Consider the following 15,499-nt stretch of genomic DNA (forward strand, 5'->3'; position numbering starts at 1 on the left):
GCCGGCCGACCCCTACGCGGGCGTCGGCCCCGGCGACCGCAACAGCGGCGTCCAGTTCGTCGGCCGCTCGACCGTCTGGGGCGCGCACGGCGCCGCCGCCACGGCCCATCCACGCGCCACCCTGATCGGCATCGACACCCTGCGGCGCGGCGGCTCGGCCATCGACGCGGCCATCGCCATCAACGCCGCCCTCGGCTTCCTCGAGCCAACGGCCAACGGCATCGGCGGCGACGCCTTCTGCATGTTGTGGGACCCGGCCCAGCGGAAGGTCGTCGGCTTCAACGGCTCGGGCAACAGCCCCCGCGGCCTGTCGCTGGCGACGGCTCGGTCGAAGAAGGCCGAGGACGGCTATCTGCCGCCCTATGGCGCGGTGACGGTCAACGTTCCCGGCACGGTCGACGCCTGGTGGAGCGCCCACCAGCGCTACGGCAAGCTGCCATGGAAGGACGTCCTGCTGCCCGTCGCCGAGCTGTGCGAGGAGGGCGTGCCCGTGCCCCAGCTGATCGCCTGGTACCTCGAGCGCAACATGGCCAATTTCGATCGCCGGTCCGCGATCATCGAGGAGAACGACAACCGCAAGAAGGTCTACGCCCGCGACGGCCGCACCCCGGCGGTCGGCGAGGTCTTCGCCAACCCCGACCTCGGCCGCACCTATCGCCTGATTGCAGAGGGTGGGCGGGACGCCTTCTACGACGGGCCGATCGCCGACCATATCGAACGCTATTTCCGCCGCATCGGCGGCTGGATGACCCGCGCCGACATGGCCCCGCACCGCACCGAATGGGTCGAGCCGATCCGCACCGGTTATCGCGGCGTCGACGTCTATGGCCTGGGCCCCAACACCCAGGGCCTGTCGACCAATCAGATCCTCAACATCTGCGAACAGTTCGACCTCAAGGGCATGGGCTTCCAGTCCGCCGCCTCGATCCACCACCAGGCCGAGGCCAAACGGCTGGCCTTCGAGGACCGGGCCAGATGGTTCGCCGACGAGCGTTTCAGCCGAACCCCCGTGGCGTATCTGAACTCCAAGGCCTACGCCGCCGAACGCGCCGCCCTGATCCGGCCCGACCGGATCATGGACCGCGCCTTCCCCGGCGACGCCCCTACCCAGGGCGACACCACCTATTTCAGCGTCGCCGACAAGGACGGCATGATGGTCAGCTGGATCCAGTCCAACTACCGCGGCATGGGCTCGGGCCTGGTCCCCGACGGGCCGGACGGCGCCACCCTCGGCTTCATGTTCCAGGACCGGGGCGAGCTGTTCAACCTCGCCGACGGCCACCCCAACGTCTATGCGCCGGGCAAGCGGCCCTTCCACACCATCATCCCCGGATTCGCCTGCAAGGGCGGCGAGCCGTGGATGGCCTATGGCGTCATGGGCGGCGGCATGCAGCCGCAGGGCCAGGCCCAGATCATCATCAACATGGTCGACTACGGCCTCGATCCCCAGGAGGCCGGCGACGCGCCGCGCTGGCAGCACGAGGGCTCCTCCGAACCCACCGGCCACCCCGCCGAGGGCGTCGGGGTGCTGCATCTGGAGACCGGCGTCCCGGCGGCGAGCAAGGCGCAACTTCAGGCCATGGGCTGGGTTCTCGGCGGCCCCAACGGCGGTTTCGGCGGCTATCAGAACGTGGTGCGCCAGACCAATGCGCGCGGACCGTGGACCTATGGCGCGGCGTCGGAGATGCGCAAGGACGGGCTGGCGCTGGCCTACTGAGCCAGCGCCCTCTCGATCAGCCGGTTCGCCGTGGCGCCGCGGGGCGCGAACGCCAGGGCGGGCCAGTCCGGGGTCAGACGGTCGACGGCCAGGATGACGCCCAGCCCCTCGTCCTGACTCCAGTGCGCGCCGCCGCCGCGCACGAAGGTCGTGGCGTCCGACGGGCTCAGACGGCCGCCGCGCGGGTCGGTCAACCACATCCAGGCGGCCCAGTTGCCCGTGCCCTCCAGCGTCAGGAACACGTCGTCCGCCTCGGCGTAGAGCGCGTCCTCGCCGCGGAACCACTGCTCACGGCGCGCCTCCATCGCGTGGGCGGCCAGAGCCAGGTTGAAGCGCGCCATGCCGGCGTCGCGTGCTGCGGCGGCCCGGTAGAAAAGGTCGCGTTCGCCCTCATAAGCCGTCCGATAGTCCGGCTGCCCGCCGAACCGGTCCTGGATCACGTCGTCGTCGCTGTCCTCGGGCAGGCCGCGGGCCAGCAGGTCGTCGATCCGCACGCCGAGGCTCGCCGCCTGCTGGGTGTGGGCGAACTCATGCATGAAGACGACCATCGACAGCCGGCGCCAGTCGCGCGGCTCGCTGTCGTCCGCACGCCAGACCGACGGCAGGGCCATGATGAAGAACATCCGGCCGTCGGACATGGGAGAGGCGAACGCCAGCTTTCGCGCGGGGACCGCCCCGCCGTCGGGCAGGCCCACCTGTCCCGAATGGGCCGCGCCGGTCGCGCGATAGCGCCGCGCGCCGACGCGAAAATCGCCGCGGGCATCCGGCGTCAGCGTCCAGGCGCAGGTCGCGTCGAACAGGGTGATCACCGGCGTGACGGGGTCGGCGATCCGCAGCCGCTCATGATCCAGCCGGTCCCAGGACGCCAGCGCCTGGCTGGTCCAGGCGCGCGGCTCTCCGGCGAAGCGGCACGGCGGCGGCGCGGGCGCGGCGGCGGTCAGGAAGATTGAGGCGGCGAGAGCAGTGATCATGGTTCGCCAATGACGGGCCGGGACCTGAACTTCAAATGAACTCGCGGTCACGCTTCGGCGGCTCAGTCCGCCGCGATCTCTTCCGGCTCCAGCTCATAGACCGTCGCGCAGTATTCGCAGGTCACCCGGATCTTGCCGTCGGCCTCGACCATTTCGGCGCGCTCCGCCGGATCGAACGAGGTCAGCACGCCGGCGATCCGCTCGCGCGAACAGCGGCATTGCGCCACCAGCGCCCGCGCATCCTCCAGCCGCACGCCGTCCTCGTGGAACAGGCGGAACAGCAGGGTTTCGGGCGTGATGGTCGGGTCCAGCAGCTCGTCGTCGGCCAAAGTCTGGAACAGGGCCCGCGAGCGGTCCCAGGCCTCTTCCGTCGAGCCGCGCGCCTCGTCTCCGGCGATCAGCTGGATCAGCGCCCCGCCCGCGCGCCAGCCCACGCCGACGTCCGTGACCACCGACCCGACCGCCAGCCGCACCTTCGTCGGGATCTGTTCCGACTGCTGGAAATAGTGTTCCGCCGCAAGCGACAGGCTCTCGCCCTCGATCGGGGTGATTCCCTGGGTGCGTTCGAAATCCGGCCCGCGGTCCAGCGTCATGACGAACACGCCCTGGCCCAGCAACGAGCGGGCGCCGGGGCGGGCGAAACCCTGCGACGCCGCCGCCACCTCATCCTCGTCGAACCGGCAGTAGCCGCGCATGTGGCCGTCGGTGTCATAGTCGGCGACGACGTAGCGCACCGGCCCGTCGCCCTGGGCCTGGACGATCAGCCGGCCCTCGAACTTCAGGCTGGACCCGACCAGGGCCGCGAGCGCGCAGGCCTCGCCCAGCAGGGCCGCGACCGGCTCGGGGTAGGCGTGGGCCGACAGGATGGCGTCGATAGTCTGGCCCAGCCGCACGATCCGGCCCCGCACGGGCCAGCCCTCGATCTGGAAGGCGGCGGCCAGGTCGTCGACGGGCGCGGCGGTTGCATCGTGCGCGTGATCGGTCACGGGCGGTCCTCGGAAAACGGCAAGGGATTGGAAGCGCCGTCAGATAGGCGTCCGTATCGCGATTGGTAAGGCCTGCGTGCTACAGCAGGAACCGGCGGGGTTTCGGTCCCGTTCCAGCAGCCCGATACGAACACACCGACCCGGCGGTTTCATGACCAAAGCGACGCTCAAGCCCCTGAACGAACAGTCCATCGTCATCACCGGCGCCACCTCGGGCATCGGCCTGGCGACGGCGCGTCGGGCGGCGCGGGCGGGGGCCTGCGTCTTTCTGATCGCGCGCGGCGAGGGCGACCTCAAGGCCCTGACCGAGGAACTGCAGGCCACGGGCGCCCGCGCGGCCTGGGCGGTCGCCGACGTGGCCGACCATGCGGCGCTGTCCGAGGCGGCGGAAAAATGCGTGCGCCTGTTCGGCGGCTTCGACACCTGGGTCAACAACGCGGGCGTCTCCATCTACGGCGCCATCAGCGCCACCAACCTCGACGACCAGCGCCGGCTGTTCGAGACCAACTACTGGGGCGTGGTCAACGGCTCGCTGGTCGCAGCCGAACATCTGCGGCTGCGCGAGGGCGGCGGAGCCATCATCAACGTCGGCTCGATCCTGTCGGACGCGCCCCTGCCGATCCAGGGCGTCTATTCGGCCTCCAAACACGCTGTGAAGGGCTTCACCAACGCCCTGCGCATGGAACTGATGCGCGAGGACGCGCCCATCACGGTCAGCCTGGTCAAGCCCGCGGCGGTCGACAGTCCCTACAGCAAGCACGCCCGCAACCTGACCGGCTACGCCACCCAGAATCCGCAGCCGGTCTATGCGACCCACGTGGTGGCCGACACCATCCTGTATTGCGCCAGCCATCCGATCCGGGAGATCACGGTCGGCGGCGGCGGTCGCCTGATCGCCAGCTTCTACTCCGTCCTGCCCGGTTTGGCGGAACCACTTTTCGCCCGGTTCGCTCCCTCCCTGATGCGGGACAGAAGTTCCGCCTATGAGCCGTACGACGACGGGCTGTACGACCCGAGCGAAGACGGCCTCGCCGAAGAGGTTCACTATCCCATGGTTCGCCAATTTTCCGCCCTCGCCGAAGTCCGCAAACATCCCGGCATCGCCAGCGGCGTCGTCGCCATTCTCGCGGGGGTCGGCATCGCCGCCCTGCTGCTGAGCCAGCGCAGCGGCCCGACCCGGTACGAGCGCCTGCGCGGACGGATCGACCCGCGCGGCTGGATCGACACGGGCGCCCTGCGCGACCGTTTCGGCGATCTGGCCGAAACGGTTCGCCACAGCCTGTCCGAAGCGGGCGAGCGCGCCTCCGATCTCGGCGGCGACGCCCGCCATCGTGGCGAGCAAATCCTCCACGGCGCGCGACATTCCTCGCGCAAGGCGTTGAAGAAGCACGGCAAGACCGCTCAGCGCTATGCCCATGACGCGGGCGAGTACGCACGCGAACATGCCAAGGAAGGCGGCGCCCTGCTGGCCCTCGCCACCATCGCCGCCGCCATCGGCGCCGCCGCCCTCGACGTCCGCCGTCCCGACAGCCGGATCCGCAGTCTCGGCAAGTTCTGACGACTGCGTCCGATTCAGGCGTGGCGCCATGCCAATGTAATCGCCGGTCGTCCCTCGCGGGGCGGCCGGCGATTTCGTCTGGACGCCGTGAACTTCAGTTTTCGCACCCTTCCGCCCCATTGCTGCAACTGCGAAGGTGAGCCAAGGTCGTCGGATGGCCGAACCGACCACCTATGTCTTCGACTTCGACTCGACGCTCGTGCGCATCGAGACGCTGGAGGCCCTGGCCGACATCGCCCTGGCCGGCGCCCCCGACGCCGCCGCCATCCGCGCCGAGGTGGCCGCCCTGACCGATCAGGCCATGGCCGGCGACCTGCCCTTCGGCGAGGCCCTGCGCCGCCGCCTCACCCTGCTGCCCCTGACCCGCGACCATGTCGCCGAACTGGCCGCCCGGATCCTCGACGAGGGCACGCCCTCGGTGCGCCGAAACCTGCGCTTCTTCCGCGAGAATGCGGACCGGATCGTCATCCTGTCCGGCGGCTTCCGCGAGATCATCGCCCCCCTCGCCGCCCATCTGCACGTCCCGCCCGAGCGGGTCCTGTGCAACGACCTGATCTATGACCCCCAGGGCCGCGTCACCGGGGTGGAAGCGGCCAATCCCCTGTCCGAAGCCGGCGGCAAACCGGCCGTCATCAGGGCCCTCGGCCTGCCCGGCCCCGTGGTCATGATCGGAGACGGCTGGACCGACGCCGAGGTCAGGCTGGCCGGCGCCGCCGACCGCTTCCACGCCTTCACCGAGATCGTCCGCCGCGAGCGGGTGGTCGCCGCCGCCGACGCCGAGGCCCCGTCGATGGACGAGTTCCTGCACGCCGAGGGCCTGGCCGGCCGCTGGTCCTATCCCCGCGCCCGCATCCGCATCCTGCTGCTCGAGAACATCCACCCCGCCGCCGTCGAGCGGCTGGAAGAGGCGGGCTACACCGTCGAATCCCTGAAGGGCGCGCTGGACGAGGACGCCCTGATCGAGGCCGTCCGGGGCGTCCATGTGCTGGGCGTCCGCTCCAAGACCCAGGTCAGCGCCCGCGTGCTGGAGGCCGCCGACCGGCTGATGGCCCTGGCCGCCTTCTGCATCGGCACCAACCAGATCGACCTCGACGCGGCGGCCGCCCGGGGCGTGGCCGTCTTCAACGCCCCCTACTCCAACACCCGGTCCGTGGTTGAGCTGGCGGTGGGCCTGACCATCGCCCTCCTGCGCGACGTCGCCGACAAGTCCGCGGCCATGCACCGGGGCGAGTGGAACAAGTCGGCGGCCGGCTCGCGCGAGCTGCGCGGCAAGACCCTCGGCATCGTCGGCTACGGCGCCATCGGCTCGCAGCTCTCGGTGCTGGCGGAAGGCCTCGGCATGCGGGTCGTCTTCCACGACCTGACCGAGCGGCTGGCGCTCGGCAACGCCCGCCGCATGAACTCGCTCGACGCCCTGCTGGCCGAGAGCGACGTGGTCAGCCTCCACGTCGACGGGCGGACCGAAAACACCGCCCTGATCGGCGCGGCCCAACTGTCGCGGATGAAGGAAGGCGCCCTGCTGCTGAACCTGTCGCGCGGCCATGTGGTCGATGTCGGCGCCCTGGCCCAGGCGCTGGGCGCGGGCCGGATCGGCGGCGCGGCGGTGGATGTCTTCCCCGACGAGCCCGCCACCAACGCCGATCCGTTCGACAGCCCCCTGCGCGGCCTGCGCAACGTCATCCTGACGCCCCATATCGGCGGCTCGACCGAGGAGGCCCAGGAGGCCATCGGCGCCTTCGCGGCCGAACGGCTGCTGGCCTATCTGAACCGCGGCGACACCACCTTCTGCGTCAACCTGCCCAATGTGCAGCTGGCCGAGGTCGACGGCGCCCATCGCATCCTGCACATCCACCGCAACCAGCCGGGGGTGCTCGCCGACCTCAACCGCGCCCTCGCCGCCGCCGGTCTCAACATCCTCGGCCAGCATCTGAAGACCGACGAACGCACCGGCTATGTCATCACCGACGTCGACCGCGACTACGATCCCGAGGCCTTGCAGAGCCTGCGCAGTGTGGCCGGAACGCTGCGGTTCCGGATGTTGCACTAGAAACCTTCCCCAGCGGCATCTTGCGCCCGCGCGAAAGGCGCGCAGAGTGCAGGCAACGGTCGCATGATGACGGCCGAGGGAGGATCATCGATGTCTCGTTTCCTGCGCAACGCTGCGCTTGCCGCACTGACTGTGGCCGCCGCCGGCGCGTTCGCGTCGGCCGCCAGCGCCCAGACCTACAATCGCCTGGTCGTGTTCGGCGACAGCCTGAGCGACAACGGCAACCTGTATGCCGCCACCGGCAACACCCAGCCCACCTCGCCGCCCTATTTCCAGGGCCGGTTCTCGAACGGTCCCGTATTCACCGAACTGCTGGGCTTCAACGCCGGCCGCTCGGCCGCCGGCGCGCCCCGCACGGGCAGCATCAACTATGCCTACGGCGGCGCCCGCACCGATTCATCCGCCTTCCCCCCCGGCATGCGCAACCAGCTGCTGCAGTACACAGGCGGCGGCGGCACCTTCGGCGCCAATGACCTGGTGAGCATTCTGGGCGGCGCCAACAACATCTTCCAGGCCGTGCCGGCCGCCTCGGTTTCGCCCAACCCGACCGGCGCCATCCAGCCGGTCGCCCTCGCCGCCGCTGCGGACATCAACTTCATCGTCAACAGCGTCGCCGGCGCCGGCGCCGGGACCATCCTCGTCAGCAACCTGCCCAACCTGGCCCTGACGCCCCAGTTCAACCAGGGCGCGGGCGCGCCCGCCGCCCCCCTGGCCGACTACGCCGGCACCCAGTTCAACGGCGCGCTTCTCGCCGGGCTGATGACCACGGCCGCCGCCCGGCCGGGCTCCAACATCATCCTGCTGGACCTGTACAAGATCGGTCCCGCGCTCGTCGCCGACCCCGGTCGCTTCGGACTGACCAATGTCAGGGACACCTGCTTCAACGGCGTCACGGTCTGCGCCACGCCCGACACCTATCTGTACTGGGACAGCGTCCACCCGACCGCGGCCGGCCACCGGCTGCTCGCCCTTCTGGCCAACGACTACCTCTACTACGGCGACATCGGCGCCCAGTCGACGGTCCAGGCCGAAACCGCCTTCCGCCAGCGTGAGGATCTGCTGGACCTCGCCAGCGAGGGGCTGTCAGGCCGCGCTGACTGGCAGGCCGGCACCAACCTGACCTTCGGCGCCATCGCCGACAGCGTCGAGACGGACGCCCGGGGCTCCGTGGCCGCTTCCGACGCCACCGGCTGGGGCGGACGGGTCGGGCTGGACCATGTCATGTCGCCCAATGCGCGCTTCGGCTTCGCCGGCACCTTCCGCACCGCCGAGGTCGAGGCGGGGGCCATGGCCTTCGACGTCAAGACCTATGCCTTCGACGTCTACGGCGGCTGGCGCTCGGGCGGCCATTTCGTCAACGCCACCGTGGGCGGTTCGGTCGACCACTATGACGACATCACCCGCGTCACCTCGCTGGCGCCCATCATCCATACCGGCGAGACGACCGGCGGCAGCATCGGCGGTCGCATCCAGGGCGGCTTCTGGATGGACATGGGCGGCATCGCCCTGTCCCCCCGCGTCGCGGTCAACTACGTCTCGACCGACGTCAACGGCTATATCGAACAGGGTCCGGCGGCCCAGTACAGCTACCAGGACCGCACCGTCCAGGCCGCCAGCGGCGAGTTCACGCTGCGGGCCGAGGGCGGCGGCGAGGGCATGAGCTTCTTCGTCGAGGGCGGCTATAGAGACAGCTTCGGCGACAGCAGCGACGCCGTTCGCACCGGCATCGCCGCCAACCCGGCCCAGATCCTGGCCCGTCAGATCGATGATCCCTTCGGCGGCTCGCTGATCGCCTCGGCCGGCGTCGAGGCCGACGTGGGCCCGATGAAGATGACCTTCGGCTACCGCGGCCGCTTCGGCGACATGGCAAACAGCCATGTGGGCGCCCTCACCTTCAGCCTGCCGCTGCCATAGGGGCTCGTTCACGCTCACCAGGCAGGGCGCGCGGCTTTCGGGTCGCGCGCCCTTTTCGTTCCGGCCTGCGACGACCTGCCGCCCCTGCCCGCCCCAAAGTCGCCCCACGGAGCCCCGAAATGGCGCTCTTCCGGTCGCTGGCCGCAGTGTGTCGCTCCTTGCGGCCGCCGGCGCCCCTCCCGCTCGTAGAGCCGAAGACGGAGCTGACGCCGCCATGCGACGCCTGTTGCCGACCGCCCGGTCGTTTCTCATCCATTCAGGCCAGGCCGCCAGCCTGGCCGGCGTCGCCGTGCTGGCCATGGCCGCCGCGCCCCTGACCGCCGCCCCTGCCCCCGCCCCGACCGAAGCCCTCGCCGTGCCGGAAGCGCCGTCGATGACCGCCGTGGCTGAACCGGCCGGGCCGGTCACGCGGCTGATCGCCTTCGAGGCGCCCGTCCGGAACCATGAAATCAACTCGCCTTTCGGCCTGCGCCGCCTGCCGGGCGAGGCCGCCCGAAACCACGCGGGCGTCGACATCGCCGCCCCGCAAGGCACCGGCGTCTATGTCTCGGCCGAGGGTTCGGTCCTGCGCACCGGCTATGAGCCCGCCGGCTATGGCCGGTTCGTCGAGATTCGCCACCCGAACGGCATGACCACCCTGTACGGCCACCTCAGCCGGCTGGACGTGGCGTCGGGCGATGTGGTCGAGGCCGGCGCGCGGATCGGTCTGGTCGGCTCGACAGGCCGTTCGACCGGCCCCCACCTGCATTTCGAGGTGCGTCGCGGCGAGCGTCTGGTCAACCCGGTCAAGGTGGTGGGCCGCGCCTTCGAGGTCGTCGTCGCCGCCTGAGGGCAAGCGTGGCCTTTGCCCACGGTTTCTTCACCCCTTGGCTCCAGAATGGCCTTCGAAGGGGGGCGTTTTGGACCACATTCTGTATTCCATTACGACCGAGCATGACGTCCGCTGGCTTGTCGCCGCGGGACTGATCTGCGTCCTGGGCATGGCGACCGCCCTCCATCTGCTGGCCGCCGCCCGGCAGCAGGCCGGGACCAGACGGCGATTCAGCATTGTCCTCGCCGCCCTCATCTCCGGACTGGCGGTCTTCACCACCCATTTCGTCGCCCTGCACGGCTATCAGCCGGGTCAGGAAATCCGCTACGCCGTGTGGCCGACCGTCGGTTCCTTCGCCCTTGCGCTCGGCAGCTTCGGGCTTGCCGCCGGGGCGGTTATGGCGCAGCCGACGCGCCTCTTCCGCGCCCTGTCCGGCGTGGTCGCCCTCGTCGGGGTGGCGGGCATGCATTTTCTCGGCATCTCCGGGCTCAGCCTCGCAGGCGACATCGGCTGGGAGCCGGGCATCGTGGCGCTCGCGATCGGGGGCGGCCTCGTGCTCGCCCTGCTCAGCGGAGGCGTGGTCTACGGCCCCGGCCTGGCCCGGAGGCTGGCGACGGCGCTTGGCGGAACCCTGGCGGTGGCCTTCCTGCATCTTACCGCCATGGGCGCGATGGTGATTGCGCCGGGGATTGAGACCGATCGGGGCCTGACGGTGTCGAGCGGCGTCATGACCGGCGTGATCGTGGCCATGGTTCTCGCCATAGCGGGGGTCGCCGCGGTCATCGCCTGGACGACCTGGGCGTCTCAGTCAGGCGCCCTGAAGCGGTTCCGCGAGGCGCTGGACGCCATGCCGGACGGCATGGCCTTCTACGACGCCGAGGATCGTCTGGTGCTGTGGAACCACCGCTACGCCGAGGTGAACCCCGAACTGTCGTCGACGCTCAAGGCCGGCATGACCTTCAGGGAGATCATCCAGATCGGCCTCGACGAGGACCTCTATGCCGACGCGCGCGGGCGCAGGGCCGAGTGGATTCAGGAACGGCTCGACTCCCGCCGGGCCCTGACCACCACCATGGAACAGCGGATCGCGGGCGACCGCTGGCTGCGGGTCTCCGACCGCCGCACCGCCGCCGGCGGCATCGTCACAGTCTGCACCGACATCACCGACCTGAAGAACGACGCCCGGGCCCTGGCCGAGGCGCGCGACGTCGCCCAGTCCGCCAACAGCGCCAAGAGCCAGTTCCTGGCCAATATGAGCCACGAAATCCGCACGCCCCTGAACGGCGTGATCGGCATCGCCCAGGCGCTGGCCAAAACCCCCCTCTCGGCCCAGCAGGAAGAGATGCTGGAGCTGATCCAGTCCTCCGGCCGCACGCTCCAGGTTTTGCTCAGCGACATTCTTGACCTCGCCCGGGTCGAGTCGGGTCGTCTGGAACTCGCCAGCGACGCCTTTCATCTCGGACAGGCCGTCCGCGAGGCGGCGCAGCTCTATGAGACCTCGGCGGAAGCCAAGGGCCTCCAGTTCTTCGTCGAGATCGCCCCTGAGGCGGATCGCTGGATCATCGGCGACGTGGTCCGCGTCAAACAGATCCTGACCAACCTCGTGTCCAACGCGGTCAAATTCACCGCCAGCGGCTTCGTCAGCCTGACCGCCGCCGCCGGACCGGACCGCGGCGGCGAGCCCACATTGCGCTTCTCGATCGAGGACACCGGCATCGGCTTCGACAGCGATACGCGGGAACGCCTGTTCAGCCGTTTCGAACAGGCCGACGGCGCCATCACGCGTCGCTTCGGAGGATCCGGCCTCGGCCTCGCCATCTCTCGCCAGCTGGCAGAGATGATGGGCGGAGATCTGGACTGCGAAAGCGAGCCCAGCGGCGGATCGGCCTTCATCCTGACCATCCCGTTCATGGCCGCCGAAGCGCCGGCCGCGGCGGCGTGCGTGGTCGCCCTGTCCACGGACGACGAACCCTCCACGATCCGCGTGCTCCTGGCCGACGACCATCCCGTGAACCGGAAGGTCGTGGAGATGATCCTGGCCCAGGCGAACGTCGAACTGACCGCGGTCGAGAACGGCGCCGAGGCGGTTCAAGCCTGCCGCGAGGGCGATTTCGACATTATCCTGATGGACATGCAGATGCCGGTCATGGACGGCCTGACCGCGACCCGCGAAATCCGGCTCAACGAGGCGGCCATGGGCCTGGCCCGGACGCCCATTGTCATGCTCACCGCCAACGCCCTGAGCGAGCATATCGCTTCGGCCGAAGCCGCCGGCGCCGACCGCCATCTGGCCAAGCCGTTCGACGCCGCGGAACTGCTCGAACTGGTCGCGACCCTCCCCCACGCCGCGGCGGCTTCCCTCGCCGCCTGAGGCCGACGCCCTATTCGTAGCCGTGCGCGGCCTCGTTGATGACCTGCGAGGGCATGGACGAGAAGTCGACGCTGACCGGCTGCGCCGCCTTGGCGCGGAAGGTCTTGATCACGTGCTCGAGGCGGCGACGCACCTCGCGCTCTGCCTCGGTTCCATCGGTCAGGTTCAGCGGGGCCAGACAGAAATCGATGATGGCCGTGGGATTGTTGAGCGGTTGCATGGGACGTCTCCTGCTTATTCGGCCGCCACGAACTGGGCGGTCTCGGTGGAATCCTTGAGGGCCGTCGTCGACGACTGGCCGTTCGAGATGACGGTGGCGACCTGGTCGAAATAGCCGGTGCCAACCTCGCGCTGGTGGCGGGTGGCGGTGTAGCCGGCGGCCTCATTGGCGAATTCGCGCTGCTGCAGCTCGGAATAGGCCGCCATGCCGCGATCGCGGTAGCCGTCGGCCAGCTCGAACATGGCGTTGTTCAGGCTGTGGAAGCCGGCCAGGGTCACGAACTGGAATTTGTAACCCATGGCCCCCAGCTCGCGCTGGAATTTGGCGATGGTGGCGTCGTCCAGCCTGGCCTTCCAGTTGAACGACGGCGAGCAGTTGTAGGCCAGCAGCTTGCCGGGATGCTCCTTGTGCACCGCCTCGGCGAAGCGGCGGGCGTCGTCCAGGTCGGGGTGGGAGGTCTCCCACCACAGGACGTCGGCGTATTTGGCGCAGCTGAGGCCGCGGGCGATGCAGTGGTCGAGGCCCGTCCCCTCCTTCAGGCGGAAGAAGCCTTCCGGCGTGCGGTTGTCGCGGTCGATGAAGGGCCGGTCACGCTCATCGACGTCGGAGGTGATCAGCTGGGCGCTCTCCGCGTCCGTCCGGGCCACGATCAGGGTCGGGGCGCCCATGACGTCGGCGGCCAGGCGGGCGGCGATCAGGTTGCGCTCATGCGCCTGGGTCGGGATCAGCACCTTGCCGCCCAGGTGGCCGCATTTCTTCTCCGAGGCCAGCTGGTCCTCGAAATGGACGCCCGCGGCGCCCGCCTCGATGAAGGCCTTCATGATCTCGAAGCTGTTCAGCGGCCCGCCGAAGCCCGCCTCGGCGTCGGCGACGATGGGGACGAACCAGTCCCGCTTCGCCCCGCCCTCGGCGTGTTCGATCTGGTCGGCCCGCTGCAGGGTGCGGTTGATGCGGCGGCACAGCTCGGGCGCGGCGTTGGCCGGATACAGCGACTGGTCGGGATACATGGCGCCGGCGGTGTTGGCGTCTGCGGCGACCTGCCAGCCCGACAGATAGATGGCCTTCAGGCCCGCGCGGACCATCTGCATGGCCTGGTTGCCGGTCACGGCGCCGAGGGCGTTCACGAACGGCTCGTCGTGCAGCAGCTCCCACAGCCGGTTGGCGCCGCGCTCGGCCAGGGTATGGGTGATCGGCACTGAACCGCGCAGGCGGCGGACGTCTTCCGGCGTGTAAGGCCGCTCGATGCCGTCGAAGCGGCCGACGGGCGAGGGAACGAGGTGGGCGAAGCTGGTCATGGCGGTCTCGGCTCGGGAATGCGGCCACCGCCGCGGGTCTCGAGGAGCAGAACACGCGCCAGTCACGAATGACACAGCGAAAGCCGACACATTCGCGTCATTCAGTCATGATGTGACATAGACGGTTAAGTCATTTTGTGACTAAATGCGGGCATGGACGCCGCCACAGATCGCAAACTGTTCCTTGGAGGCCGCCTCAAGCGGCTTCGGCGCGATCTGGCCCTGACCCAGACCGCCATGGCCGGCGATCTCGGCGTTTCACCCTCCTATCTCAACCACATCGAGCGGAACCAGCGACCCGTTTCCGCCCAGCTGCTGCTCCGGCTGGCCGACACCTATGACGTCGACCTGCGCACCCTCGGCCAGTCCGCGGGCCCCGCGTCCGAGGCCGAGCTGGCCGAGGCCTTCGCCGATTCCGTCTTTCAGGGCCTGGCCGTGCCGCGCCACGAGATCGTCCAGCTGGCCGAGGACCAGCCCGCCGCGGCCGACGCCCTGCTGCGCCTGTATCGCGCCTTCGCCGACCGCCGCGCCCGCGACGGCGCCGAGACCGGCCCCGGCGACGACAGTCCGTCGGACTGGGTGCGGGAGTATGTCCAGTCACGCCGCAACCATTTCCCCGAACTCGACACCCTTGGGGAAACGCTGGCCGAGGCCCTCGCCGCAGACGCCCCCGGAGAGCCGTTCGAGACCCGCGTCCGTGCCCGCCTCCAGACCCGCCACGGCCTCACCGTCCGCACCCTCCCCGTGGACGTCATGGTCGAATGGACCCGCCGCTACGACCCGCACCGCAAACGCCTGCTGCTGTCCGAGACCCTCGGCCCCGCCTCGCGCGCCTTCGCCGTCGCCTTCCAGCTGGCCCTGTCCGAGCATGACGCAGAACTGACCGCCCTCGCCGACGCCGCCGCAGCGCCCGACGAGCCCACACGCCGTCTGCTGAAGGTGTCCCTGACCAACACCCTCGCCGCCGCCATCCTGATGCCCTACGGCCCCTTCCAGCGCACGGCGGAGGAGACCGGCTACGACCTCGGCCGCCTGCAGGCCCGGTTCGGCGTCAGCTACGAACAGGCCGCCCACCGCCTGACCACCCTGTCGCGCCCGACCGCGCGCGGGGTGCCCTTCTTCCTCATGCGGGTCGACCAGGCCGGCAACATCTCCAAACGTTTCGCCTCGGGCGCCTTTCCCTTCTCCCGCTTCGGCGGCGCCTGCCCGCGCTGGCGGCTGCACTCCGCCTTCCGCACGCCGGGCCGGGTCGTCACCCAGATCATCGAGACGCCGGACGGCGGCCGCTGGTTCACCCTGGCCCGCACGGTGGATCGGCAAGGCCACGATGCCTTCACCGAGGGTCAGGACCTCGCCATCGGCCTGGGCTGCGAGCTGAAACACGCCCATCGCCTGACCTACGCCCGCGGCCTCGACCTGACCGCGCCCGAGGTCACCCCCATCGGCCCCGCCTGCCGCCTGTGCCACCGCCACCCCTGCGCCGAACGCGCCGCCCCGCCGATCGACCGCCCGCTGGTGGTGGATGACTGGGCGAAATCGGTCAGTCCGTATCCGTTCGCGGGCGGATAGTTCCTCACCGCGCATTGCTGACCCGCGCAAAGCAGGGTTG

At 69.9% G+C, this 15,499-nt stretch carries 11 protein-coding genes; 7 read left to right on the forward strand and 4 right to left on the reverse strand.

Annotated elements, in window-relative coordinates; genetic code table 11:
* On the forward strand, positions 1–1,717 hold a 1,717-nt coding region (locus QQJ79_RS07525), incomplete at its 5' end, for a gamma-glutamyltransferase family protein (RefSeq protein ID WP_284222312.1).
* Here the strand turns inward: QQJ79_RS07525 and QQJ79_RS07530 are convergent.
* Together QQJ79_RS07530 and QQJ79_RS07535 are read right to left on the reverse strand one after the other, a co-directional pair.
* Positions 1,711–2,688 (reverse strand): hypothetical protein, encoded by a 978-nt coding sequence (locus tag QQJ79_RS07530; RefSeq protein WP_284222313.1) that lies wholly within the window; start codon positions 2,686–2,688, stop codon positions 1,711–1,713. The two genes, QQJ79_RS07525 and QQJ79_RS07530, sit on opposite strands and share 7 nt — an antisense overlap.
* Before the next feature lie 62 nt (positions 2,689–2,750).
* Positions 2,751–3,674 carry an Hsp33 family molecular chaperone gene (locus QQJ79_RS07535; protein WP_284222314.1) on the reverse strand — a complete coding sequence of 308 codons (924 nt, stop codon included), beginning with the start codon at positions 3,672–3,674 and terminating at the stop codon, positions 2,751–2,753.
* A 151-nt stretch (positions 3,675–3,825) separates the two neighbouring features.
* On the opposite strand from QQJ79_RS07535, the gene QQJ79_RS07540 reads away from it, so the two are divergent.
* The 5 genes from QQJ79_RS07540 to QQJ79_RS07560 all read left to right on the forward strand — a co-directional run bounded on the left by QQJ79_RS07540 (position 3,826) and on the right by QQJ79_RS07560 (position 12,375).
* Positions 3,826–5,232 (forward strand): SDR family oxidoreductase, encoded by a 1,407-nt coding sequence (locus QQJ79_RS07540; protein WP_284222315.1) that lies wholly within the window; start codon positions 3,826–3,828, stop codon positions 5,230–5,232.
* A 154-nt stretch (positions 5,233–5,386) separates the two neighbouring features.
* On the forward strand, positions 5,387–7,279 hold the full coding sequence (gene serA / locus QQJ79_RS16075) for a phosphoglycerate dehydrogenase (RefSeq protein ID WP_284222316.1): 1,893 nt from the start codon (positions 5,387–5,389) through the stop codon (positions 7,277–7,279).
* A 90-nt stretch (positions 7,280–7,369) separates the two neighbouring features.
* Positions 7,370–9,193 (forward strand): autotransporter domain-containing protein, encoded by a 1,824-nt coding sequence (locus QQJ79_RS07550; protein ID WP_284222317.1) that lies wholly within the window; start codon positions 7,370–7,372, stop codon positions 9,191–9,193.
* A gap of 214 nt (positions 9,194–9,407) precedes the next feature.
* Positions 9,408–10,022 (forward strand): M23 family metallopeptidase, encoded by a 615-nt coding sequence (locus tag QQJ79_RS07555; protein ID WP_284222318.1) that lies wholly within the window; start codon positions 9,408–9,410, stop codon positions 10,020–10,022.
* Between the two features lie 70 nt (positions 10,023–10,092).
* The gene (locus QQJ79_RS07560) at positions 10,093–12,375 is read left to right on the forward strand and encodes a hybrid sensor histidine kinase/response regulator (RefSeq protein WP_284222319.1); all 2,283 of its coding nucleotides are present in this window, start codon (positions 10,093–10,095) and stop codon (positions 12,373–12,375) included.
* Positions 12,376–12,385: 10 nt separating this feature from the next.
* On the opposite strand, the gene QQJ79_RS07565 is transcribed toward QQJ79_RS07560, so the two are convergent.
* Both QQJ79_RS07565 and aceA read right to left on the reverse strand, forming a co-directional pair.
* Positions 12,386–12,595, reverse strand: a complete 210-nt coding sequence (locus tag QQJ79_RS07565; protein WP_055830004.1) for a hypothetical protein — start codon at positions 12,593–12,595, stop codon at positions 12,386–12,388.
* Positions 12,596–12,609: 14 nt separating this feature from the next.
* Positions 12,610–13,890, reverse strand: coding sequence for an isocitrate lyase (gene aceA, locus QQJ79_RS07570; RefSeq protein ID WP_284222320.1), 1,281 nt, complete (start codon positions 13,888–13,890; stop codon positions 12,610–12,612).
* Between the two features lie 153 nt (positions 13,891–14,043).
* Here aceA and QQJ79_RS07575 point away from each other — a divergent pair, with 153 nt between their 5' ends.
* Entirely contained in the window at positions 14,044–15,459 is a 1,416-nt protein-coding gene (locus QQJ79_RS07575; protein WP_284222321.1) for a helix-turn-helix domain-containing protein, read from the forward strand.
* The last annotated feature ends 40 nt before the right edge of the window (positions 15,460–15,499 follow it).

The sequence above is a fragment of the Brevundimonas denitrificans genome, assembly GCF_030160755.1.
Taxonomy (GTDB): Bacteria; Pseudomonadota; Alphaproteobacteria; order Caulobacterales; family Caulobacteraceae; genus Brevundimonas; species Brevundimonas denitrificans.

Excerpts from the sequence above, each read along its gene's own strand:
- aceA (WP_284222320.1), bottom strand. The coding sequence starts at position 13,890 with ATGACCAGCTTCGCCCACCTCGTTCCCTCGCCCGTCGGCCGCTTCGAC.
- QQJ79_RS07550 (WP_284222317.1), top strand. The coding sequence starts at position 7,370 with ATGTCTCGTTTCCTGCGCAACGCTGCGCTTGCCGCACTGACTGTGGCC.
- QQJ79_RS07540 (WP_284222315.1), top strand. The coding sequence starts at position 3,826 with ATGACCAAAGCGACGCTCAAGCCCCTGAACGAACAGTCCATCGTCATC.
- serA (WP_284222316.1), top strand. The coding sequence starts at position 5,387 with ATGGCCGAACCGACCACCTATGTCTTCGACTTCGACTCGACGCTCGTG.
- QQJ79_RS07555 (WP_284222318.1), top strand. The coding sequence starts at position 9,408 with ATGCGACGCCTGTTGCCGACCGCCCGGTCGTTTCTCATCCATTCAGGC.
- QQJ79_RS07530 (WP_284222313.1), bottom strand. The coding sequence starts at position 2,688 with ATGATCACTGCTCTCGCCGCCTCAATCTTCCTGACCGCCGCCGCGCCC.
- QQJ79_RS07575 (WP_284222321.1), top strand. The coding sequence starts at position 14,044 with ATGGACGCCGCCACAGATCGCAAACTGTTCCTTGGAGGCCGCCTCAAG.
- QQJ79_RS07565 (WP_055830004.1), bottom strand. The coding sequence starts at position 12,595 with ATGCAACCGCTCAACAATCCCACGGCCATCATCGATTTCTGTCTGGCC.